This window comes from Serratia ureilytica, assembly GCF_013375155.1.
Taxonomy (GTDB): Bacteria; Pseudomonadota; Gammaproteobacteria; order Enterobacterales; family Enterobacteriaceae; genus Serratia; species Serratia ureilytica.
This window is the reverse complement of sequence record NZ_JABXOF010000005.1, coordinates 95,269-118,068: the sequence shown is the minus strand read 5'-3', so window position 1 is coordinate 118,068 and position 22,800 is coordinate 95,269. Positions and strand designations below refer to the sequence as shown.

Here is a 22,800-nt window from a genome sequence, read left to right as displayed (position 1 = left end):
AAAACACGGCTCTCATGGCATATCCCTACGGATCAGCTTGCCGTCCCTGAGTTGGAATTGGCGCTGTGCCCGCGCGGCGACCTGAATATCATGCGTCACGACGATGATAGCCTTGCCCTGCTCCCGGCTCAGTAGCGTCATAATATCCATAATTTCCTCCCCCGCCTCCTGGCTGAGATCGCCGGTAGGCTCATCGCACAGCAGCAGATCCGGATTAGTGGCTATCGCACGCGCAATGGCCACGCGTTGGCGCTCTCCTCCGGAGAGTTCATCCGGCAAGTGGCGGCGCCGGTGTTCCATCTGAACCAGCTCCAGCGCGGCGTCGACGCGTTGCCGGCGCTGTTTGGCGTCCATATGCCAAAGGTGCAGGGGGAGGGCGACATTCTCTTCGGCGCTGAGCACGGGCAACAGGTTATAAAACTGAAAGACGAAGCCAATATGGCGGGCTCGCAGCGAGGTGCGTTCTTCAGGTCGCAGCCGATGCAGCGAATGCCCTTGCAAAAATACCTCGCCCCGATCGCAGACATTAACGCCGGAGATCAGATTGAGCAGCGTCGATTTCCCTGAGCCGGATGGCCCCATGATGCTGACCATCTCGCCGCCGTGCAGGCTAAAATCAAGATCGTGCAATACCGTGATGTGCTCGCGCCCTTTTTTATAGTCTTTGCCGGCCTGTTGCAGTTGTACGACCGGATCGCTCGGCGCGGTTGCCGTTTTATTCATAAAAATCTACCTGAATTGACATATTATGTTTCAGCCAGGGCTGTTGCTGAGCGAGCTTGATAATGACTAAAACCGCCGCGCGTTGCTCATCCACCACCGAAGAGATAAGGCTGACGGTGCCTGAGATCTGTCGATCGGGGAGGCCATCCGGCTTGATTGTCACTCGTTGTTGGGGCGCGACTTTCGCCAGCTGGCTTTCGGGCAGCCAAACTTCGGCATCAAAATCATCCAAACCGACAATGGTGGCGATCCCCGTGCGGGTGAAACCGCCGCCGGCGGAAATGGGCGAGACCGTTTCCCCCGGGGAGGCGTCTAACGACACCACCTGGCCGTCGAAGGGCGCGCGGATAATCGTACGCAACAGGTCGATTTCACTGGCTTTTATCTGCCAGCCCACTTGTTGTAATTCTGCCTGATATTGGCGGCGCTGCGCCTCGAACGAATCCAACTCCGCTTTGGCGCTATCGACATCATCCTGGCTCACATAGTTGAGCGGCAACAAACGGTTCAATCGCTGCAGCTGATTGCGCGCGCGCGGCAGGCGGGACTCTGTCTGCGCGAGTTTGCCCGCCGCGATTTGCTGGCTGGCCTGGAGCGACGCAAGCTGCGCTCTTAGCGAACGCCCGTCGAGTGATGCCAATCGCTCGCCTTTTTTTACCTTGTCCCCGCGTTGCACATAAATCTCTTGCACCGTTCCCGTAATCTCTGCCGAAACGGTGGAGAGGCGCGAGGCCTTGATGAATCCTGCGGCCGTGACTGCAGATGCGGCCGCCGCAGGGGGCGCTGGCTCGACAGGTGCTGCGGTGTTGGCCTGAGGCTCGGCGGCGCTGGCGCGCTCGGCCGCTGCTGGCTGGGTAAACCATGCCCTGCCGGCAACGAGACCTAAGGCTAACGCCAGCGCAATCGCTCCGACGAGCGCCGCTTTGCGCCATGGCCGCCCGCGCGGCGGAGTATGAGGCGAGTTCAGCAGGTGCAACGCCTGCTGGCGGGCGGAGTTGCGCGGTGCCTCTGAAGATGGGGAACGCATAGGTGCTTAACGATCCCCTACTGTCAGACGCAAGATCACACCAATGAAGAGCAGAGCGGCTCCCGAAGCGTAAAGTGGGAACCAGCGCGCCCACCAGTTGGTGGAGAACAATGACGCACCGTTGGCGTTGCTCGCCGTGTAGCTACTGTAGATATTGAGGGCCAGGGCGACAGCGAACATGACGAGGCCGATAATAAGCAGCAAGCCTGATACTTTATGCATGGGATTTCTCCTTCAGAGGGGACATAAGAGAGGCGTCGAGGTAATCGCCAGGGATGACCATCTCAGTGTGAATTTCAGTGAGATAGGTTTCATTCTTCACTTCCATCCAACTGTTTTCCGGTGACGGGAGAGCCTCTCGGAAGACTAACCAGTCAACTTTTCGCGCCAGTAGCAGCAATTGGTCAAGGCAATGTGAATTGCCCAGCCTGCACCACATCGGCTTGCGAATCTTGTCGTTGTTAAATGACTGCCAGCTAAGATGATCGTTGAATTGCCCGTTCACATAGCTGTCTGTCGGAATGCCGTTCTTCAGTAACAATGCCAACAGGCGCGCCGGATGCTCCGCCGCCTGATGCCCGGACAGCTCATGGAAAATGCGGGAAGAGCGGACCCACCAGGTTTCACGGATCAGGACACAGTCTTCCTCCTCCATGCGCGGGGCATGGCGGAAGTCATGATCCAGCTCATTGGCCATCAATCGCTTGTAGGCGGGGCGGCCAATCTGCACCGGTTCGGCCAGTACGGTAAGCAGGTATTTGGTTCCCCAGGCCACCATCGGCGTCGCCGCGCCGAGGTAACATAATTGGAACGCTTGTCCCTGGTTGTCCGTCAGCTTCAGCAGGCCGCTCTGCGTATCATGATGCAGTTGGAGCCGGTCGAGCGTCAGGTCGCCGGCAACCTGAGGCGGCTCATCCAGGCACAGATGATGAGCCGCCAGGCGGGCCTGAGCCTGGAGATTGCTGGACTCGCCGCTGACGCTGAAGGTTAATGGCAGCGCCGGCGCGGCGAACTGGCGCAGCCAGTTTTGCAGCTGATGGCGTCTGTCGTCGGCCTGGCTGTCGTTGGTCAACGTGGTGCGCGCCAACTGCCAGCCGATACGCGAATACGCATTGTTGATGACCACTTTGCCCCGGGGATGCGCTAGCTGCCCCACATGACGGGCATCCAATTGCAGGAAGAGCGTTACCGGCAGCTTCAGGGCGGCGGGATTGATATTGTGCTGCCGCCAGCGGGCCGTTGTGGCGGCGGATTGCGAGATACGTTGTTGGGTGAATTGAATAAATCCCTGCCAGCTCTGCTGCAAAAACAATGAGACATCGGTGCAGTGGCCACCTGCGCCGTATTTGTCGATAAAGTTCTGCAGCAGCCAGAGGTACTCCTGCGACAACGTGGCGCGTTTGGCCACCGCTTTCGCTACGCGGGCAAGTACATTGGGAATGAAAGCGTCAGGCAATGTCATCCTGATCCCTTCCCGCCAGGCGTCTTCATATAAAATATTGCGAATTTCGGGCATCTGATGGCGGGTCAGCCGCTCCCAGCTCTGTTGAATCGTCTGTTGAGCCTGCTCAAGCAGCGCAACGCGCTCCGCGTTTTCTGCCGCACCAAAGCGTTCGGGCAGTTCGGGCAGGTTGCGCAGAGCGTCGCTGGAGAGCTCCGCCGGCATCAGCGCCAAAACATCGGCCAGAGGGGCAGGATGATGCGTTCCCCACTGTAATGTCGGGCGCAAGACGTCCTTGCGCACCAGCTTTCTCAGCAGTCTTTCCGCTTCGGACGGGGCCATCCCAGCCAGTTCGAAATGCGTTCGCCACGCGCTCCAGCTTTGCTGGTGGCTGGCGCTCAGAACGGCGTCGATTTCCGCCGCCTCCAGGCCCAGGACAAATTGCTGCTCTTCGTTCCATAACAAACCGTGGCGTTTCTCATAGCGATAGAAATGGCCGCGCATCTGGCTGGCGGAAATGCGTTGCAAGGAGGGGTTACGGCACAGCGGCAGATCATGTTTCGCCAACCAGAGCTGCGTATACAGCGCGTCGCGCAAGGCTAATGCGATGGAGCGGTTGAGGTGTACGGTCGAGGTCACCTTGCCTTCACCGGTTTGCAGAGTGGCTTCGCCGGCCGAGCTTTCAAACGGGACCAGGCTAAAAGAGGAAAAGGTGCTGAATGGGCTGACTTTGCCCGCCGCTCGAATCATGTAGGCAAACAAGGAGCGCTCTACGCGCCGGCGCCGTTTGGCCGGCCAACTCTGCCAATTTTGTTCCAGATCGCAAAGCAACTGCGGGGAGGCAAGGCAGAGCGCCCGGCGCAGAGCCGGTTCGTTGGCGGCTTTGAGCAACAAGGCCTGCGTCTGTTCGTTGACACGCTGCCAGCGTTGGTTAAAGGTTGCCGCCAACTGCCGGCGCTCATTCGCTATCGCCAACCATTCGGTCAGTTGCTCCAGAGCGGCTGAGTCGTAATGCGCCAACCAGGCGCGCACTTCGGCAGACAGGTTGAAATAGCGATCGTTGAAGATATGGCGGCGACAGCGAATCATATCCTGGCGAACGCTGTCCGCCGAGGGTAATGCGATATTCGCATGCAGCCTGGCGATAAGCGCCTGCCCGAGTTGCCGCCAGGCCGGCTCCTGCAAGTGGTGTTGCCGGATAATCGCGGATAAATCATCCGGAAGTTGGCTGACATAGTGCGCCGGCAGGCCTGCGGTGCGCAGCATGATAAAAGGGGCGACGAGCAACAAAGGCTGCGCGGGTAACGTCATGATAATACTCCAGATGCCAACCAGTTATTCACCTTCTGCCAACTCACGAAGCTTAACCAACCCATCGCCGCCGCCATGCAGAGGCTGTAAAGCAGGCAATAACTGCGGAATAGGCGGCGGCCTCGGGCAGACCACTCGCGGGTTTTCTTATTGGCGCCGGGTTGGGCAAAAGCGCGAAATGCCCGCGTGGCATCCGAAAGCCGAAAAGGGGTGAGATTGAAAAGCAGGCCGAACAGTATCAACAGCAGTAACGGCCGTATCGCGGTGGCGACGGCGCTTTCACTCAGCGCCGCGAGCGCTCCCAGACACAAGAGATCCATCAATGGCCCTGCCATCGCCACCCAGGCCTTCATGCCGCGCAGTGGGAATAGCGCGATGGCGCTGGTGTTGACAAACACGGAGGGCAGCCACCAGCCGCGAAATTGCAGACCTGCCCCCAGAACCGGGCAGCCGTAAAGACGGCAAACGACGGCATGCGCCATTTCATGCAAAAACAGCCATAACGGTATGCCGACAAGCATCACCATCAGCTGGACGCTGGCCCATTCGCCCTGCAGCAGCCAGGCGTTTAGCCCTGGCAAACACGCGATGAAACGCCACAAGGCAGCGGCAATCGCGAGGCTCAGCAGGCCGTAACCTAACCCGCGCGGGACAACCCGCAGCACGGTGGCGATTTTATGTGCGGCGCGATCGGGGTTAGGCAGCTGATATCGCCCGGCCACTTTCGCCGCCGCAGGCGGCTTTTGCGCGCCATCAACGATCATATTCGCCTGTTTCAACCGCAGCAGAAACGCGGACAGCGCCTGTTGGCACTGTTCGGGCGTTGCGTTCGGGTGGTGTTCTGCCAGCTCCGCCAGGAGGGCCGCCATGGAGCTGCCCCCTTGCAACTGTTGGGCAAGCCGGGCAGAAAACCCACTCAGCTTTAACGGCGCATTACTGTTTTCTTGCAGCAACAGCGCCACATTCGCCTGCGGAGAGATCAGTTTCACATCCTCGTTTAAACGCAACAGGGGGGATGCAGGCGGCATGTTAAACACCCTCTGCCGGCGGAGGGGACGCCAGCACTAGACAGAACAGCGGCGCCTCGCGATAGCCGTCGGCGCCCGCGTGGCGAATGAGCCCTTCTTCGATCACGCCTCCCGCCAGCGTTCCGGTCAAGCCGCAGTCCAGCGCCGCCAACCAGCACTGCATCGCGCTTGCCGCGGCGTTTTGCAGCTGCATGCGGTATCCCGCCGCGCCATGGTCATGCAGGGTCTTTTCAAGATCGGCAACCCACATCAGCAACGCGCCGGCTTTATGGAACGCTAATTGATTGATGCAATCAGCCAAATGTGCGCGGCCAAACCCGCTATCCCGTTTCCGCCAGTAACGGCGATCTGCCTGACTGCACTGATAAATGCCCGCGGCAAGTTCGCCGCTGGCTTCCGGCAGCAATATCCAGGGTTCCATTGGCAACGCCGGCATCCCGCGCAGGCGGCTTTGTTCAAGACCGGCATGCGCGACGGCGATCAGGGTATTCAGCCAGGTTTCCGGGAACGGGCTATCGGCATAGTCATACGTCGCCCTGCGGCGCTCCAGTAACGCGGAGAGCGGCTCATCGCGGTGCACAGTCGCCAGTGATGAAAGAGCAGCGGGCGTGGGCGACGCTGGCGCGGCGGCCGGCCGTGGGCGGTGGCTAACGGCGACCAGGCTGCTCGCCGTTTCATAAAGTGGAGCAGGGCACGGCTCACCCTGTGACGGGGGCGCTTGCACATGCAAGACCTGGCAGAGGATATGGGGGTTATCCTGTTGCGTGAAGAAGAGCAATGACGCCAACCATTGCAGGTCGACGCCATGATCTTCTCTCAGCGTCCAGCCCGCCGCGCGCGCGGAAAGCGCGCAATATTGATTAACCACTCCAGCGTCAAGGTTAACGATGTTATAGCTGAAGTCGTTATATTTGCCGCGCACGCGGTTCAGGTTGCCGCTGATAATGAGTGAAATAGGCTCTTCGGGATGCTGGAGCAAGTGTTCCAATTGCTGGCAGTCAATGCCGTCAATCCTGACGAGCTGGTGCTTTTCACCGAGATAGAACCAGGCCCCGCAAGGTATCTCCGGCAGCGGCCGGCGGACGACCACAAACATATCGCACGAGAGCAGTTGCCCACCGCTGGGCGCGATGCGGCGTAATGTGCCGTCTTCACCTTTTTGATAACCCGTGGCGTGGCGCAGCAACCAGCCCAGATTGGCCAGTGTCAACGGTTGTGACGGCATTGCCGACATTCGCCAGGGCGGCGGACAGCGCTCCGCCAATGCGCTGTCGGGCAGGTTGATATGCTGCTGCCCATGCAGCCTGACCGGCCTTGAGGCGTGGCGGTTGAGGTTATCCAGCGTGAAGTGCATCTGATGCGAACGCGGTGGCAACAAGCCCTGCGGCGGCAAGCGTGTGCCGATATGGTGCTGCCAGGCAGTAAATGCCTCTTCCCCCGGCGGCAGATAGGCGGCATGGCCTAAACCGCTTAGCGCGGTACCGGGAATGCGGGCGACCTTATAGGCTAAGGTGTACTCCCCCTCGCCCCGATGGCTATGGGAAACGACCTTGTTGAGGTAGCTTTCAGAGGACAGCCCGAGCAGAATTTGCCCCAGCTCATGGGCGGCATAGACGGCGCGGAACGCCACCTCTTGCCGATCGTTGGCGGGCGATGGCTGCTCACATTGCGTGCGTGCGCATTGATAACTGGCGCTGATGTTCGGGAGGGTATAAGGGCCCACCAGCGTGCGATCCGCGCCAATAATGCAGCTCAGATAACGCACGCCGGCCTGGTGCAACCCATCGGCGCATGCCTGGCGGAAAACGTCGGACTCGCTGCCGTCAAAAATGATCAGTGCATCATCCCAGGGGAGGGCGCTGGACGTTGGGCGCTCGGTCAGAACGTCAATGCTGGCGGCCATAGGCGCCAACGCGTGTTGCAGCAGCGATGACACATCTTCCGGGCAAACCAGGGCGAGCCTGCGGCGGCGGGCGGACTGCAGCGCCGCAGTGCGGTTGGCGTGCAGGCGGGTATTGTCGACAAAGCGGCCGCAATAGCTTGCCAAATGGCTTGGGGCGCCGTCATCCAGGCCTTCACCTTCTTCAAGGAAGCCATAGCGAAACAGTAAGGACAGCATGCCCAGGGCATTCTCGCGGCTCATGGTCGCGTCGTCGGTCAGCACGCTTTCCAGCACGTTGACGCCATCGAGGCGCTCGAGGAAGACCGCCAGCGTGTTTATCCCCTGAACGCAGGTCAGGATGCGCGGCTGATAGGCGCCATACACGGCTACGCGGGTATCGCTTTCAGGAATGAAAATCAGTTCCGGAATTAATTTGGGGCGCTTGGGCAGCAAAGCGTAAAGATCGTTATGGTGGCTAAACTGTGCGCCCGACAAGACGGTCGACATATGAGTGGCTTTCATTAGCGTAAGGCTCCTTCCAGGTGTTCGGCCAACAAGGCCGTGCCCTGAGCCTGCGAAATATGCCGGTTTTCACGGCAGCTGCAGCCGTGTAACGCCACCACGGAACTGCTTGCGGTGCGATTGCTGCCAAAGCTCACGGCGGTCAGTTTGCCGAATTGGTCTTCGGGGAGCTGCGCATACTGCTTTAACCGTAATCCAGCCATCAGCACCAGCGCCGGCGTATATCCGCGCAATGCGTTCTGCGGCTGCTGTTCATGATATCGCTGCAGGTTCAAATCCATCATTGCCGTACGCGGCGTTTCGGCGAGGCTGAGCAGGCGCTTCGCCGCACAGGCATAACAGGCGGTTCGGCCTGGGATGACTAGGGGGCCGCAAAACAGCATATGGTCGTTCAACACGGTGCAAGCGTGAGGGATCCCGGCGCGAAACAGCTGCGTGGTGAGCTGTTCAAGCTTAAGCGGCGCGCCGCCGGATAGCGCGATCCCGACGAACGAAGCCTTGCTGTCGGCCCAGGAATAGTTCAGTGCGGTTGCCAATGTCAGTTGAGAGATCCCTTCCTGGCAGTGCATATAATCGGCCACGTCATTGCCGAACGCGGTGTCACTGACGATAATCATTACCACTCTCCTTCAGGCAAAAGGTTGCGGCCACGGATTTATCGTGGCGGCTTTGCCTAATTGTTCACTCAACCGTTGCTGCTGTTCCCGTAGGCGCGGATGCCCGAGATAGCGGGCGCGATAGCATGCCGTCATGGGCAAAAGGGCGGGGATGACAGCGCGCACCACATGTAAACCGGCATCGCGCAGTTCATCCGTCGTCATGTCCGCTATCACGACGTCCATCTTGAGTTGACGAAAACGCGCCACCAATTTTTTCAGCTGTGCTGCCGGCGTTTGCGGTTGCCCGGCCTGCAGGCGGCTAATCGGCATCTGCCGCTCGCTGGCGGTGAGAAAATCGAATGCGGAGCGCTGTTCGGCTCGCCCCATGAAGATGGCGCCATGTTCGAGAGCGATAAAATCGCGTATATCGTCCGGCACCGGCAGTTGATGTTCGAGTACCGAACGCCCCATGGCGCTTTCTCGGATAATCTTGCCGCAGCTGCCCCAGGGATCGAACCCCGTAGAGCAGTTGACGAACTGGGCCGAGGTCGGATGCCCGTCGCGCAGCTGCAATCCGTAGATTGTCGGGCAGCCGATGTCGGTAGTGGCATCGAAGAACAGCTGTTCCAGCCCACTGGCCGCCAGGCGTGAAAACTTGTCTTGTAATCTATCCGGTACCGGTTCATCGAAGCGGATGCGCGCTAAAGGCATTTGCAATAGCCAGGTAAGGGCAATCGCATCGCGTTCGATGACTTCATTGATCGCGGTTACCGTGGCGGTGGTGAGGTCGGTGTGCGCCGCGACGCCTGTCGATATCGGCAACCAGAAACGCTCGCTTTCCCAGGGCCGCACATACAGATGCGACATGATCAACGGGATCTTGCGCGGGCGGGAGTCCGTCAACGAGTAACCTTCCACCCAGCGCAACGGCTGGGCGTCATCAATGGGTTTGACCGGGCAGAGCGGATCGGCGAGCTCCTCCTCGCTGCAACGGGGCAGGCTGTCGGCCGCCAAACCGTCAGCCCCGAGTTCGCGGAAGCTGGCGACCGAAACATCGCGAAGATGGTAGACGCAGGTGGCGTATCGCTCTGCCGCTTCGGCGACAGCGCGGACGATCGCCATATCGACGTGTTCATCGGCGCCGCAGCCGGCAAGCGCGATTTTTTGCAGGTCGTTGCCTTTATTGTCAATGATATGGGGATATGGCATTGACAGATTGCCCAGGCTGGCCAGAACCGACGAAAAGCGGGGGATATGCATCTCCTGCGGTTCCAACGGGTAGACGCTGCCGACAACGCCCGTCAGCGGCGAGAGCAGCGACATGAACGGATATTTCTGGCGCATGGACGCGGAAACGGCAAAGTTATGATGATGCATGAATAACTCCGCTTTCCAGGCTTTTGCTTAGCAACACGGCCAGCCAGGCTTCATCCAGCGTGCTTAAGCCAAGGCGATTGTTCATTAGGTGCATGAATTGGAATGCCAGATTTTTCGCGAGGCCGTCACTGTATCGTTCGCAATGGCGTTCATAGTTACGCCGGGTCTGGTCTAGCGCAGACTGCCAGCGATCCACCAGTTCGGCGCTTTGCGCGTCTTGCCGTATCTGCGGCGACAGAAGAACCGAGTTTTCATCAATCAGTTCCCATGCGCGATCGGTAAAGCTGTTTTTGATCATTCCGATATCCGCAGAGCCCGCCAGCCAGAAAGTCGAGAAGCTTTCAAGGAAGGCGGAACGCCGGGCAACAGGAATGAACGTTTCCAACATGGCCAGCATCAGAGGCAACGCAAACTCTTTGCGCGTCATGCCGCCGCCTGCCTCGGCCAGCAATATGGCACGGGCAATGTCACTGGATTGGTGAAACAGCGCTTCGGCGATGCCAATGCCCGTTTCGCCCCCGTAGACGTCCGTTTCCGGCTCATATTCCGCGCGTTCGCAATGGACCGGGAGTTCATGCGTGGGAAACGGCGTGTTGCCGCGGAAGCTGACCAATGGCGTCCACAGGTTGGCCGGGCGCAACGGCAGGCTATTCAGCGCATCATGCAGCGCAGCGTAAATGGCGGTTTCCAGGCGCTGGCTGTCCTTTTCCTGCAGCAGAAAACGAACGCGTAAATGTAATCCTTTTTCATCGATATAACGTAAGAAGAACCAAGGAGAATCAGGAGCGTACGCCAGTGCTTGGGTCAATCCCTGGGTGATCAGAAAGTCCATTCCATCATGATGGCTACCGATATACAGCTTGTAAAAATGCCAAGATGCCGATCTGTTTTTCATCTTTGCGTACCTGTTTTTTTTAAGATTGTTTTGGCTGGAAAAGGAACCACTTAACGCCGACAAACAGCGTGATCACACCCCATATCGCCATGCCGATACAGTTAATGAAGAAGGGGAATACGCCTTCGCTGCCATTCATGGCGTATCGCAGTGCATCGGCGACAAAACCGACCGGCGTCGTCAAAATTAACCATTTGAGGGGCGGGAATGCGCTCAGATCGAGGAACAATTGCCCGAAACACATGCACCAAAAGTTGAGTAAGGTCAGGGCGATTGTCGCGACGGTATTCGTGCGGAATAAGCCGGCCAGCGCATACCCAAAGCTCACCAGCAACAGTGCGCTGGCGACGAGCAGCACGATAAACAGCAGGGGATGCTCAAGGGTAAAGCCAAAGACCAGACTGCTAATGAGCATTAACAGGGCGATCTGAACCAGTGATATCGCCAGGCGGACGCTGACCTGTGATGCGAGCAGAATCCAGCGCGGCAACGGAATGACGCCGTAATAGCGGTAAGTGCCTTTTTCTCGCGCGGCGATCAGCGGCGTCGCCGTGCCAAATAAGGCGACTTGCAACAGGGCCAGCGTCAGCAAGGACGGGAAGATAAAACTAAAATAGTTGAAACGCTCAGTTTTCAGCGTAATGAAGCGTATCGGCTGCTGGGCGTCGGCCGGTTGCTGATTGAGTGCGGCGGAAACCAGTTGAGCGACGGAGCTCATGGATTCCGTCGTGGTGATCGCAGGGCGTTGTTGTACTGCATCCCAACTCACCGCCGCGTTCACTTCATTCGCGCGCACCAGCGCTTCCGGATCGCTTCGAAGCTGGCGCTGGACGGCCAGGCCAGGATAATTGTTCAATTTAAGCCAGAGAGCCTCTGTTTCCGGCGTGTCTCCGACAACGCTCACCTGCATGGAGAACGGTTGATGATTGCCATTAATAATTTTTGCCGTTATGCCAAAGGTAAAGATGAAAAATAACGGCAATACAAGAGAAAATAAGGTTGATAGCGGATCGCGTAAATATTCTTTGGTGTTGGCGCCGAAGAAGCGCCGATAAATCTGCCAGCTATGGCTCATGTTAATCCCTTAATGCTTCGCCTGTCAGATGAATGAACACATCCTCGAGGGTGTTTTTGCTTACCTGCATTTGTTCGGGTTCACAACCCAATCGTTGTGATAACGCAATCACTTGCGGTAACACCTGTGCCAATTCTTGGGTGGGAATATGTAGGCGGCGGAAGGTTTGATCATGTTCATCGCTTTCCTGCGTCGCCTCAGGGAAGAGCGCGAGGAACTCGTCAACCGACGTCAACGGCACTGAGAATCGGATATGATGCCCAGGACAATAACGCTCAATAAGCTGTTGTGGGCTGGCATTCTCCAGCAACCGGCCGTGGTTGATGATCATCACCCGGTCGCATAAATTCTCCGCCTCATCCATTTGGTGAGTGGCGATCAATACGCCCGTGCCAGATTGACGAGAATTCGCAATAATGTGCCGCCAAATATAGCGTCGGCTTTGCGGGTCAAGATCGCTGGTGGGTTCATCCAGCAAAAGAAGCTTGGGTTTGCCGGCCAATGCCAGCGCCAACACCAAACGTCTTTTTTGCCCCCCTGAAAGCCGCGAGAAACGCATTTTACGCTGCGCTTTTAGCGCCACAATGTCCAATAACTGCTTAACCGACAACGCATCCGTATAAAGTACCTGATAGAGCGAAATGATCTCTTCAACGCGCAGCAGCGAAGGCAAACTAAAGGATTGCGGAACGACGCCTAACTGTTGCTTGATGACGTGATTAAGCCCTTGTCGAACGTCTTCGCCAAATAAACGCACCAAGCCGGCTTCAAAGGGCTGTCCTCCGTACAAGGTTTCCATGAGCGTCGTTTTGCCGGCACCGTTAGGTCCGACCAATCCAATGATTTCTCCCGGCTTGATTTGCAGCGAGATGTCATGAAGAACTTGCGTGTCACCATAAAACTTATTCAGTGACTCGACCTCTAATAGCGGCCGTTTGCGATCCCAGGATATATCCAGGGTTGGCTTATGACTGCTGTCGAAATCTAAAGTGGCGTCAGTGTACGTGCTCATTGTTTAAAGCCAGTGAGTAGAGTTTCAGATAACTAACTGGCACAGTATCTTGTACCGGTTGTGGGTAATGATTTAGCTGCCGCTACTGGTAACGCTGCCCATTGTGCCGATGCAGCTCGCCGTTGCAATGCAGCCGCAGCCCGCTGTAGAGGCGGTGCTGACGCTGCTGCCGGTTGAGGCGCAATCGCTGGCAAAGTGCAGCGTTTCAGGCAGTTCTTCGACTAATAAATCAATGCCGTCAGAGGGCATGGAAGGCGAGTCGAGAACAATATCGAAACGGTGGGATTGACGAGTCAGAGAGGTATGATTAAGCATAAATATCCTTATTAATCAGTTTGTTGATGAGTTAGCTATAACATGATTCGAGCTGCTGCATATCGTTGAAATATATTCAAACGAATTCATCTCAATGGGATATTCCCCATTAAATATTTATCTGAAAAATAAAAATCAATTTTAATATCGCGCTAATTATATAAAAATAAGCAGCGGCGATACTGAATTCTTTCATATTGAATTATTTGCATTTGAAGGCGTCATATATGACTGGCGCTTGCGAATATGAAAGGAATCCTATGTACGTAATGTTAAGTTATCGTGTTAGACACACTCTTACATACTTGTAATAGAACGGCAACACATCATTACAATTGACAGGGGTGTTTTCTGTTATTGCAACGAAGCTCACAATAATCATGGGGTTGACGTTAATTTATTTAATTTAAAACTATGTATAAGGGATAAATATATTCTTTTTTGAAAAATTTCACCCAATATTGTTTAGGGTAGAAAGTATTATAATGGTTTTATTTTTTGACAAGGATTATTGCGCGCGGAACCACAGTTGGCTTGGCGTCCGTGATGCGTTCCGTTCCGGGCGGGGCATTGATGCGACATACTGGGACGCGCTCACGACGGGGTTGGCCCTAAAGCGGGCAGTTTGGCCACGGCGCAGCGAGCCTTTTGGAACCATCGCGGCGGGCAGCGAAAAAAAACGGCGCCGCGTGGGCGCCGTTTAGGCAAGGTTCAGGCTGCGCGCATCAGTCGGCGGCGTGGCCCTGCGCCGGCAGGCGTTCACCGTCCAGCCAGGCGGCGCCGTCGCGCATCGCCAGGCGGCCGTCGACGAACCAGCTCACCACCAGTGGATAGATCGTGTGTTCCTGGGTTTGCACCCGTTCAACCACGTCATCCTCCTCGTCGTCAGCGAAAATCGGCACCTTGGCTTGTAAAATCACCGGGCCGCCGTCGAGCTGTTCGGTCACGAAGTGCACCGAGGTGCCGTGTTCGCTGTCGCCGTTGTCGATGGCCTGACGGTGAGTATGCAGCCCCGGGTATTTCGGCAGCAGGGAAGGGTGAATGTTCAGCATGCGGCCGGCATAGCGCTGCACGAACTGCGGGCTGAGGATGCGCATGTAGCCGGCCAGCACCACCAGATCGGGCTGGTACTGGTCGATGGCGTCCGCCAATGCGGCGTCGAACGCCGTGCGATCGGCGTAGGCCTTGGCATCCAGCGCCTGGGCGGCGATGCCCGCCGCTTCGGCGCGTTGCAGGCCATATGCCTGCGCCTTGTTGCTGAACACCGCCACGATTTCGGCGGCGATGCGGCCCTGCTGGCAGGCGTCAATCAGCGCCTGGAGATTGCTCCCCTGGCCGGAGACCAACACCACGATCTTTTTCATCAGTTGATGACCACTTGTTGTTCGTCGGAAGAGGCGGTCAGTTTACCGATTTTCCACGCTTTTTCACCTGCCGCGGTCAGCAGCGCGATGGCCGCTTCCACTTCGGCTTCCGGCAGGGCGATGACCATGCCTACGCCGCAGTTGAAGGTGCGATACATTTCATGACGGCTGACGTTACCGGCCTGCTGCAGCCAGGTGAACACCGCCGGCCACTGCCAGCTGGCTTCGTCGATCACCGCCTGCATGCCTTCCGGCAGCACGCGTGGAATATTTTCCCAGAAGCCGCCGCCGGTGAGGTGAGCGATGGCGTGTACGTCAGCCTTCTCGATCAGCTCCAGCACGGACTTCACGTAAATCTTGGTCGGCGCCAGCAGGTGGTCGGCCAGCGGTTTACCTTCCAACTGAGTGGCGGTCGGATCGGTGTTGCTCACTTCCAGGATTTTGCGCACCAGCGAGTAGCCGTTGGAGTGCGGGCCGGAAGCGCCCAGGGCGATCAGCGCATCGCCGGACTGCACTTTGCTGCCGTCGATGATCTCGGATTTTTCGACCACGCCGACGCAGAAACCGGCCACGTCGTAGTCTTCGCCGTGGTACATGCCCGGCATTTCAGCGGTTTCGCCGCCCACCAGCGCACAGCCGGACTGTTTGCAGCCCTCGGCGATGCCGGTGATCACGCTGGCCGCGGTGTCCACATCCAGCTTGCCGGTCGCGTAGTAGTCGAGGAAGAACAGCGGCTCGGCGCCCTGAACCACCAGATCGTTGACGCACATCGCCACCAGATCGATGCCGATGGTGTCGTGGCGTTTCAGATCCATCGCCAGACGCAGCTTGGTGCCCACGCCGTCGGTACCGGAAACCAGCACCGGCTCGCGGTATTTCTGCGGCAACGCACACAGGGCGCCAAACCCGCCCAGACCGCCCATCACTTCCGGGCGACGGGTCTGTTTAACTACACCTTTGATGCGATCTACCAATGCGTTGCCTGCATCGATATCGACACCTGCGTCTTTATAGCTGAGAGAGGTTTTGTCGGTCACTGCGCGATTCCCCACGACGATTTGCGGTTTGAAAACTGTGCTTCCGATGTTGATTCCGGAATAAGGCGCGGCAATTCTAACAGCGCAGGCAAACGTTTGCGAGCGGCTTGTGAACCGGCTCCGCTTTTTCGTCATCTATACTGATATTCAAACTTTTGTTGATCCCGATCGGGCTATTGTGGGTGGCGCGGCGAAAAAAAGGAGGTATAATCCCGCGATTTTTTTGGCCGCAACCACCTTAATAGGAGAAAAATGATGAAGATCGTTGAGGTGAAACACCCGCTGGTAAAACACAAGCTTGGCCTGATGCGCGAAAATGACATCAGCACCAAACGCTTCCGTGAGCTGGCCTCAGAAGTGGGTAGTTTACTGACCTATGAAGCGACCGCCGATCTGGAGACGGAAAAAGTCACCATCGAAGGCTGGTGCGGGCCAGTTGAAGTGGATCAGATCAAAGGGAAAAAGATTACCGTAGTGCCAATCCTGCGCGCAGGCCTGGGCATGATGGAAGGGGTGCTGGAGCACGTGCCGAGCGCGCGCATCAGTGTAGTGGGCGTATACCGCGACGAAGAAACCCTGGAGCCGGTGCCGTACTTCCAGAAGCTGGTTTCCAACATCGAAGAGCGCATGGCGCTGGTCGTCGACCCGATGCTGGCCACCGGCGGTTCGATGATCGCCACTATCGATCTGCTGAAGAAAGCCGGCTGCCACAGCATCAAGGTGCTGGTTCTGGTCGCGGCGCCGGAAGGCATCGCCGCGCTGGAGAAAGCGCATCCGGACGTTGAGCTGTACACCGCCTCCATCGATCAGTGTCTGAACGACAAGGGCTACATCGTGCCTGGCCTGGGCGATGCGGGCGACAAGATATTTGGTACTAAGTAAACATTTGAGCCGACTTAACGAGTCGGCTTTTTTTTGACTAAAACCTATAAAACCAATAAACCGAGGAAAAGCACACATGACCCGTCGCGCCATCGGCGTCAGCGAGCGCCCGCCGCTGCTCCAGACCATTCCGCTCAGCTTCCAGCACCTGTTCGCCATGTTTGGCGCCACCGTGCTGGTGCCTATCCTGTTCAAGATCAACCCGGCGACCGTGCTGTTGTTCAACGGCATCGGCACGCTGCTGTATCTGTTCATCTGTAAAGGCAAGATCCCGGCCTACCTCGGTTCCAGCTTCGCGTTTATCTCGCCGGTGCTGCTGCTGTTGCCGCTCGGTTACGAAGTGGCGTTGGGCGGTTTCATCATGTGCGGCGTGCTGTTCTGCCTGGTGGCGCTGATCGTGAAAAAGGCCGGCACCGGCTGGCTGGACGTGATGTTCCCGCCGGCGGCGATGGGGGCGATCGTCGCCGTCATCGGCCTGGAGTTGGCGGGCGTGGCGGCCAATATGGCGGGGCTGCTGCCGGCGGAAGGCGCCAGCGCCGACTCGACCACCATCACCATTTCGCTGGTGACGCTGGCGGTCACGGTGCTCGGTTCAGTACTGTTCCGCGGCTTCCTGGCGATTATCCCGATCCTGATCGGCGTACTGGTGGGCTATGCACTGTCGTTCTTCATGGGCGTGGTGGATTTGACCCCGATCCGCGAGGCGCACTGGTTCGCGCTGCCGACCTTCTACACCCCGCGCTTTGAGTGGTTCGCCATCTTCACCATTCTGCCGGCGGCGCTGGTGGTGATCGCCGAGCACGTCGGCCACCTGGTGGTGACCGCCAACATCGTGAAAAAAGACCTGATCCGCGATCCGGGCCTGCACCGCTCGATGTTCGCCAACGGCATCTCGACGGTATTCTCCGGCTTCTTCGGCTCCACGCCGAACACCACCTACGGCGAGAACATTGGCGTGATGGCCATCACCAAGGTCTACAGCACCTGGGTGATCGGCGGCGCGGCGGTGCTGGCGATCCTGTTGTCCTGCATCGGTAAGCTGGCGGCGGCGATCCAGGCGGTGCCGGTGCCGGTGATGGGCGGCGTTTCGCTGCTGCTGTACGGTGTGATCGGCGCTTCGGGCATTCGCGTGCTGATCGAATCCAAAGTGGATTACAACAAAGCGCAGAACCTGATTTTGACCTCGGTGATCCTGATCATCGGCGTGAGCGGCGCCAAGGTGCACATCGGCGCGGCGGAGCTGAAAGGCATGGCGCTGGCGACCATCGTCGGCATTGGCTTGAGCCTGCTGTTCAAGGTCATCAGCCTGTTCCGCAAGGAAGAAGAAGTGCTTGACGCGCCGGACGAACCGGCGGAGCAGAAGTAACGAAAAGGGCAGCCCAGGGGCTGCCCTTTTGACTTATGGCATTCGCCTTAGCTGCGAATTTTGCGGTACACGAACAGCACCACGATGGCGCCGATAACCGCCACCACGAAGCTGCCGAAGTTGAAGCCGTCAACCTTGCCGTAGCCGAAGAAGGTGCTGATATAGCCGCCGACCACGGCGCCGATGATCCCCAGCACGACGGTCAGAATAAAGCCGCCGCCGTCTTTGCCGGGCATGATCCACTTAGCCAAAATACCGGCGATCAGGCCGAAGATAATCCAGGAAATAATCCCCATTTACTGCTCCTTTCTTTGGTGGCTGAGAATAGCTTACTGCTGGGTGGCCGGCTGAGTATTGCCGTTCACCGCCGCATCGGTCTCTTGTTTCAACTCTTGCGCTTTGTTTTCGGCGCTGTTCTTGATGGCTTCGGTCTTCGCCTTGGCCTGCTCGGTCAGATCGTTGGCGCCGTTGATGGCGTCGTTTTTGATGGCCTTGGCCTGATCCACCAACTGCTGGCTCTGTTTGCCTGCGTCGTCTTTGATCGCGGCGGCTTTGGCCTTGGCGTCGTTGGTGATGGCGTCCGCCTGCTTGGCGGCGTCTTCTTTAATCGCCGAAGCTTTGTCTTTCAGCTGATCCGCCTGAGTGGCGGCCTCTTTTTTGATTTCATCCGCCGTCGCTTTCGCTTTGTCCGTCAGATCGTCCGCTTTTTTCTGGGCGGCGTCTTTCATCTGCTCGGCGCTGTCTTTGGCTTTATCCAGGTTGGCGTCAACCTTGGAGGAGTCATCACAGCCGGCAACCAACAACCCGATAAAGGAGGCCAACAGCACTTTATTCCATACTTTCATCGTCTATATCCTTGCAGAAACCTTGTTGATGGTGATTGCATTTAGCCTACCTATACTAGGTCAGATTTTACTTAAATTACAAATTTAACCTGCGCAGGCATGGAGTTAGGGAATGATATCGGATAATTCTTGCCTCGGCGGGCGCCGCCGCCGATCAAGCGGCGCTTAGGCATTGTTCACTATTGCGGCATAAGATCCTGCCGGTTCAACAGCGCCCGTTTTCTGTGTTAAACTGCCCACGTTTTTCTGCCAGTTTTGGTTGAGGTGCTTCTCTGAATACGCCGGCACAGCTTTCACTGCCACTTTATCTTCCCGATGATGAAACTTTCGCCAGTTTTTATCCGGGCGAGAACCCATCCCTATTAGCCGCGATCCAATCCGCCGTCCGTCAGGAACATGGCAGCTATATCTATTTCTGGTCGCGTGAAGGCGGCGGGCGCAGCCATCTGCTGCATGCGGCCTGCGCCGAGCTTTCGCAGAAAGGCGAAGCGGTGGGCTATGTGCCGCTCGACAAGCGCGCCTACTTCGTGCCTGAAGTGTTGGACGGCATGGAGCAGTTGGCGCTGGTCTGCATCGACAATATCGAATGCATCGCCGGCGACGAAGAGTGGGAAATGGCGATCTTCAACCTCTACAACCGCATCCTGGAAACCGGCCGCACCCGTTTGTTCATCACCGGGGATCGTCCGCCGCGTCAGCTGAACCTGCGTTTACCGGATCTGGCTTCACGCCTGGACTGGGGGCAGATCTACAAGTTGCAGCCGCTGTCGGACGAAGAGAAACTGCTGGCGCTGCAGCTGCGCGGCAAACTGCGCGGCTTCGAGCTGCCGGAAGATGTGGGCCGCTTTCTGCTGAAACGACTGGATCGCGAGATGCGCACGCTGTTTATGACCCTCGATCAACTCGATCGCGCCTCGATCACCGCCCAACGCAAGCTCACCATCCCGTTCGTTAAAGAGATCCTGGGGCTGTAACGGGCGGGCTAATCTGCCTATTTTTCCGCGTGTTCCAGCAGGGAGCAGTAGTGCTCAACCTGCTGGCGTTGCCGATCGTTTCGCAGTTGCAAAGCGAGATTGATATGTTCCAGACACTGCGCATTGTCTGCAAGCCGTGGGTCGATTTTCCCCTGCTGTGCCAACCAGGCCGCCACGTCAGCCCAGCGCCACAGCGGTGAGGCGCCGCCGAGCCGTTGAATGGGGGAAGGGAAGCCGCCGGGGCCGCGAGTCCCGTCTTTTAGCATGGCGATCGCCTGACGCGACAGTTCGGTGAGCTCGGCAATATCGCTTAATCCCACCAGACTGGAGTCCACCGATATCACCTTGGCGCCGATATTTGCGGATTCAATATCGCTGATGGCGCTGCAAATCGCGTGCGCAAAGTTATCGCTTTCTCGATCGAACTCCAGGTAAACGGCTTTACCGTAGAAACAGATCAGCGCGTCATCGCATCCCGCCGCATACAGCGCATCTTCCAGCCCGGCGGTATCGGCGGTGACCCCATCCAGCGTCAATGAGAAATGATAGAGCGTCATGGTGATTCTCCGGTTATTTTTTCTGCGACAGCGCCAGGCAGTGATCGACTTTGCGCCGAATCTGTTTGGCATGTACCTCTGGGTTTTTTGGCGTGCTCCAGATGCTCATCATATGTTCTTGATGCCCGGCAAAGGCGCAATGTAGTCGGCCAAATGCGTGCCCCTTGCTGGGCCGAAAATGCCAACCCTGAGAAAGGGCGTAAGCTAATGCCGCCTGAATGTGCTTGTCTGGGTGTTTTTTCATCGCTCGTCCAGTGATGCGATCAGGGTAGGTGGGGTGTTGACGATTGTCAACGGCTGTTTCACCGAGAGATTTGGCGTTTGCGCAGCATAGCAACGGAAGAAGACTGTGATGATGAAAAGTATTTATATAACAATTAATTAAAAATAGCCCTGTTCAGGGCTATTGGTATTTTGCGGTTCAATAAGAGATTTGCCGGACGATTACAAAATCTCCAGCACCTGCTCCGGCGGCCGGCCGATGCGCGCCTTGCTGCCTTTCACCACGATCGGGCGTTCGATCAGTTTCGGGTTCGCCGTCATTGCCGCCAGCAGTTGCTCTTCGCTCAGGCTGTCGTCCGCCAGCTTCAATTCCTTGTACAGATCTTCTTTTTTGCGCATCAGCTCGCGCGCGGATGTGAAGCCCAGTTCCTTCAACAGCTTTTTCAGCTCATCGACCGTAGGGGGCGTTTCGAGGTACAGCACCACCTTGGGATCGACGCCGTGCTGTTCCAGCAGCGCCAGGGTTTCACGGCTCTTGGAGCAGCGCGGGTTGTGGTAAATCGTGACGTTTTTCATGGCGTTCATTCCTTGTTGAATCAGCTGCGCTGGTATTGGCGGAAGCGCTGTTGCAGTTGGCGCAGCTGGTCGATGCGTGCATCGTAGCGCGCCTGTTTCAGGCTGCCGAGTTTCTGCAGCGAGCTGGCATTGCTGAGCAGGCCGATAGCCTGATCGAGCCGGCCGTTCAGCGCCAGGCTTTCGGCGCGGGCCGACAGCTCTTCATCGCGCAGCCCCTGAGCGGCGCTGGCCTGCGCCAGCAGATCCCAGCCGTTCGGATCGTCCGGATGGGCAAAGGTGTAGCGGTTCAGGATCTTCGACGCCTGCGCCGGCTGGTTGCCTTCGACATAGGCGTTGGCCAGGTTGAGCTGCAGCACCGGGTTGTTGTTCTGGGCGGCGTTGGCCGCCTGCAGGCGGGCGATGGCCTGCGGCGCGCGTTTCTGGCCGAGATCGATATCGGTCATCAGGTCAATCAGCCAGACGTTTTTCGCATCCTGCGCCAGCATCGGTTGAATGATGTTGCGCGCGTCGTCGTATTTTTTCGCTTCATAGAACAGGATGGCGCGGCCGTATTTGGCGGCCGCCTGTTCGCGCACGTTCCCCTTGCTGAGCGAGCCGAGCAGCTCTTCATTCAGGCCATAGCCTTCCGAGCTGTACATGCCCAGTGCGCGCACCTTGGCCATCAGGTAATCCTGCGAAGACTGCACGATGTGTTTCTGCATCTGGTTGGCGCGGTTGCGCGCGTCGGAGAGACGGCTGTCCGGCAAGGGGTGCGTCAGCAGCATTTCCGGCGGCTTGGAGGCGTAACGCGACTGATCCGAGAGTTTCTGCAGGAAGTCGGGCATCGCTTCCGGATCGAAACCGGCGCGCTGCAGCACCTGAATGCCGATGCGATCGGCTTCCTGTTCGTTCGATTGGGTAAAGCTGATCATGCCCTGCTGGGTGCCGGCCATGGTGCCGCTCAGCGCCGCCATGCCCATGGTCGGGTTGGCCATCGCCAGCAGGATGGAACCAAGTGCGCCCACCCAGGTCAACGGGGCGTTGCGTTGCTGATCTTCCATTGCGCGCGCCAGGTGGCGCTGGGTGACGTGCGAGATTTCGTGCGCCAGCACCGAGGCCAGCTGGCTTTCGTTGTCGCTGACGCGGAACAGGGCGGAATGCAGCACCACGTTGCCGCCGAAGAAGGCGAAGGCGTTGATTTCGTCGTTGCGCACCAGATAGAAATGGAACGGCGTGCGCACCGAATAGGCGCTGGCCACCAGCCGGTTGCCCAGTTGGTTGATGTATTGACTCAGCAGCGGATCGTTGATCAGCGGGGCGCTGGCGCGCAGTTGGCGCACGTAGAAGTCGCCCATCGCCAGCTCTTGTCCGATGCTCAGGGTGCCGCCGGCGGAGGTGCCCATATCCGGCAACTGGTCCTGGCTTTCCGCCTGTGCTGGCGCCAGGGCGGTGGCGTTCAACGTGCCGAGCAACAGCACCGCTAACGCGGTTTTGGTCAACCGGTTGGTCATAGTCAGGCGTTTCCCTTAAATAATCATTTCTAAGACGTCAGCAGCAGACAAGAGTTCTTTATTCCCACGGCGCGATCCGCGTGAAAGTGCGGCGGATCACAAACCGCCGCGACGGCAATCATCACATCATAGTCAGCGGCAGGCGACAAGGAAACGTTAGCCGGGGGTGAATAGGGCAAAAAAGTTTTATTTTTCATTTCGAAGGGCGTCTTCTCCGTCGGGAGCGAGACGGAACTTCAATAAAACGCGGATAAAGTTAGTCTGTGTTTTATTGACAAGA

At 57.6% G+C, this 22,800-nt stretch carries 23 protein-coding genes; 3 read left to right on the top strand and 20 right to left on the bottom strand.

Features of this window, described 5'->3' with window-relative positions:
• Positions 1 to 12: 12 nt before the first annotated feature.
• The 14 genes from HWW83_RS11125 to purM form a co-directional block, all read right to left on the bottom strand.
• Positions 13 to 723, bottom strand: a complete 711-nt coding sequence (locus HWW83_RS11125; RefSeq protein WP_033644033.1) for an ABC transporter ATP-binding protein — start codon at positions 721 to 723, stop codon at positions 13 to 15.
• Positions 716 to 1,750, bottom strand: coding sequence for an efflux RND transporter periplasmic adaptor subunit (locus HWW83_RS11120; RefSeq protein ID WP_084710305.1), 1,035 nt, complete (start codon positions 1,748 to 1,750; stop codon positions 716 to 718). The genes HWW83_RS11125 and HWW83_RS11120 overlap by 8 nt, the downstream gene beginning before the upstream one ends.
• A gap of 6 nt (positions 1,751 to 1,756) precedes the next feature.
• Complete coding sequence (locus HWW83_RS11115) at positions 1,757 to 1,972, bottom strand: hypothetical protein (protein WP_033644030.1); 216 nt, start codon at positions 1,970 to 1,972, stop codon at positions 1,757 to 1,759.
• Positions 1,965 to 4,502, bottom strand: coding sequence for a lantibiotic dehydratase (locus HWW83_RS11110; protein ID WP_033644029.1), 2,538 nt, complete (start codon positions 4,500 to 4,502; stop codon positions 1,965 to 1,967). Before HWW83_RS11110 ends, HWW83_RS11115 begins: the two co-directional genes overlap by 8 nt.
• Complete coding sequence (locus tag HWW83_RS11105) at positions 4,499 to 5,530, bottom strand: PqqD family peptide modification chaperone (protein ID WP_033644028.1); 1,032 nt, start codon at positions 5,528 to 5,530, stop codon at positions 4,499 to 4,501. The genes HWW83_RS11110 and HWW83_RS11105 overlap by 4 nt, the downstream gene beginning before the upstream one ends.
• 1 nt (position 5,531) lies before the next feature.
• The gene (locus HWW83_RS11100; protein WP_060660375.1) at positions 5,532 to 7,934 is read right to left on the bottom strand and encodes a nitroreductase family protein; all 2,403 of its coding nucleotides are present in this window, start codon (positions 7,932 to 7,934) and stop codon (positions 5,532 to 5,534) included.
• Complete coding sequence (locus tag HWW83_RS11095) at positions 7,934 to 8,551, bottom strand: hypothetical protein (protein WP_021504405.1); 618 nt, start codon at positions 8,549 to 8,551, stop codon at positions 7,934 to 7,936. The genes HWW83_RS11100 and HWW83_RS11095 overlap by 1 nt, the downstream gene beginning before the upstream one ends.
• A 12-nt stretch (positions 8,552 to 8,563) precedes the next feature.
• Positions 8,564 to 9,910 carry a YcaO-like family protein gene (locus HWW83_RS11090; protein WP_176589295.1) on the bottom strand — a complete coding sequence of 449 codons (1,347 nt, stop codon included), beginning with the start codon at positions 9,908 to 9,910 and terminating at the stop codon, positions 8,564 to 8,566.
• Entirely contained in the window at positions 9,897 to 10,805 is a 909-nt protein-coding gene (locus HWW83_RS11085) for a thiopeptide-type bacteriocin biosynthesis protein (RefSeq protein ID WP_071841623.1), read from the bottom strand. Before HWW83_RS11085 ends, HWW83_RS11090 begins: the two co-directional genes overlap by 14 nt.
• A 19-nt stretch (positions 10,806 to 10,824) precedes the next feature.
• On the bottom strand, positions 10,825 to 11,880 hold the full coding sequence (locus tag HWW83_RS11080; RefSeq protein ID WP_176589294.1) for an ABC transporter permease: 1,056 nt from the start codon (positions 11,878 to 11,880) through the stop codon (positions 10,825 to 10,827).
• Between the two features lies 1 nt (position 11,881).
• The gene (locus tag HWW83_RS11075; protein ID WP_050594439.1) at positions 11,882 to 12,892 is read right to left on the bottom strand and encodes an ABC transporter ATP-binding protein; all 1,011 of its coding nucleotides are present in this window, start codon (positions 12,890 to 12,892) and stop codon (positions 11,882 to 11,884) included.
• Positions 12,893 to 12,964: 72 nt separating this feature from the next.
• Positions 12,965 to 13,207, bottom strand: a complete 243-nt coding sequence (locus HWW83_RS11070; protein ID WP_127897176.1) for a hypothetical protein — start codon at positions 13,205 to 13,207, stop codon at positions 12,965 to 12,967.
• Positions 13,208 to 13,932: 725 nt separating this feature from the next.
• Positions 13,933 to 14,571, bottom strand: a complete 639-nt coding sequence (purN, locus tag HWW83_RS11065) for a phosphoribosylglycinamide formyltransferase (protein ID WP_033644022.1) — start codon at positions 14,569 to 14,571, stop codon at positions 13,933 to 13,935.
• A complete protein-coding gene (gene purM, locus HWW83_RS11060; RefSeq protein WP_025303843.1) occupies positions 14,571 to 15,608 on the bottom strand; it encodes a phosphoribosylformylglycinamidine cyclo-ligase in 1,038 nt (345 codons plus the stop codon). Before purM ends, purN begins: the two co-directional genes overlap by 1 nt.
• Positions 15,609 to 15,863: 255 nt before the next feature.
• On the opposite strand from purM, the gene upp reads away from it, so the two are divergent.
• Together upp and uraA are read left to right on the top strand one after the other, a co-directional pair.
• Positions 15,864 to 16,490 (top strand): uracil phosphoribosyltransferase, encoded by a 627-nt coding sequence (gene upp / locus HWW83_RS11055; protein WP_004941642.1) that lies wholly within the window; start codon positions 15,864 to 15,866, stop codon positions 16,488 to 16,490.
• Between the two features lie 76 nt (positions 16,491 to 16,566).
• The gene (uraA, locus tag HWW83_RS11050) at positions 16,567 to 17,856 is read left to right on the top strand and encodes a uracil permease (protein ID WP_004941645.1); all 1,290 of its coding nucleotides are present in this window, start codon (positions 16,567 to 16,569) and stop codon (positions 17,854 to 17,856) included.
• A 47-nt stretch (positions 17,857 to 17,903) separates the two neighbouring features.
• On the opposite strand, the gene HWW83_RS11045 is transcribed toward uraA, so the two are convergent.
• Positions 17,904 to 18,152, bottom strand: coding sequence for a GlsB/YeaQ/YmgE family stress response membrane protein (locus tag HWW83_RS11045; RefSeq protein ID WP_016926728.1), 249 nt, complete (start codon positions 18,150 to 18,152; stop codon positions 17,904 to 17,906).
• A 33-nt stretch (positions 18,153 to 18,185) separates the two neighbouring features.
• Positions 18,186 to 18,701, bottom strand: a complete 516-nt coding sequence (locus HWW83_RS11040; RefSeq protein WP_016926729.1) for a hypothetical protein — start codon at positions 18,699 to 18,701, stop codon at positions 18,186 to 18,188.
• A 272-nt stretch (positions 18,702 to 18,973) separates the two neighbouring features.
• On the opposite strand from HWW83_RS11040, the gene hda reads away from it, so the two are divergent.
• The gene (gene hda, locus HWW83_RS11035) at positions 18,974 to 19,675 is read left to right on the top strand and encodes a DnaA inactivator Hda (RefSeq protein WP_025159568.1); all 702 of its coding nucleotides are present in this window, start codon (positions 18,974 to 18,976) and stop codon (positions 19,673 to 19,675) included.
• A gap of 17 nt (positions 19,676 to 19,692) precedes the next feature.
• Here hda and HWW83_RS11030 read toward each other — a convergent pair whose 3' ends face one another.
• The 4 genes from HWW83_RS11030 to bepA all read right to left on the bottom strand — a co-directional run bounded on the left by HWW83_RS11030 (position 19,693) and on the right by bepA (position 22,520).
• Positions 19,693 to 20,232 (bottom strand): helix-turn-helix transcriptional regulator, encoded by a 540-nt coding sequence (locus tag HWW83_RS11030; protein ID WP_033644020.1) that lies wholly within the window; start codon positions 20,230 to 20,232, stop codon positions 19,693 to 19,695.
• A 13-nt stretch (positions 20,233 to 20,245) separates the two neighbouring features.
• A complete protein-coding gene (locus tag HWW83_RS11025; protein WP_033644019.1) occupies positions 20,246 to 20,476 on the bottom strand; it encodes a hypothetical protein in 231 nt (76 codons plus the stop codon).
• A gap of 200 nt (positions 20,477 to 20,676) precedes the next feature.
• Complete coding sequence (gene arsC / locus HWW83_RS11020; protein ID WP_004941660.1) at positions 20,677 to 21,030, bottom strand: arsenate reductase (glutaredoxin); 354 nt, start codon at positions 21,028 to 21,030, stop codon at positions 20,677 to 20,679.
• A gap of 20 nt (positions 21,031 to 21,050) precedes the next feature.
• Complete coding sequence (bepA, locus tag HWW83_RS11015) at positions 21,051 to 22,520, bottom strand: beta-barrel assembly-enhancing protease (RefSeq protein WP_033651532.1); 1,470 nt, start codon at positions 22,518 to 22,520, stop codon at positions 21,051 to 21,053.
• Between the last annotated feature and the right edge of the window lie 280 nt (positions 22,521 to 22,800).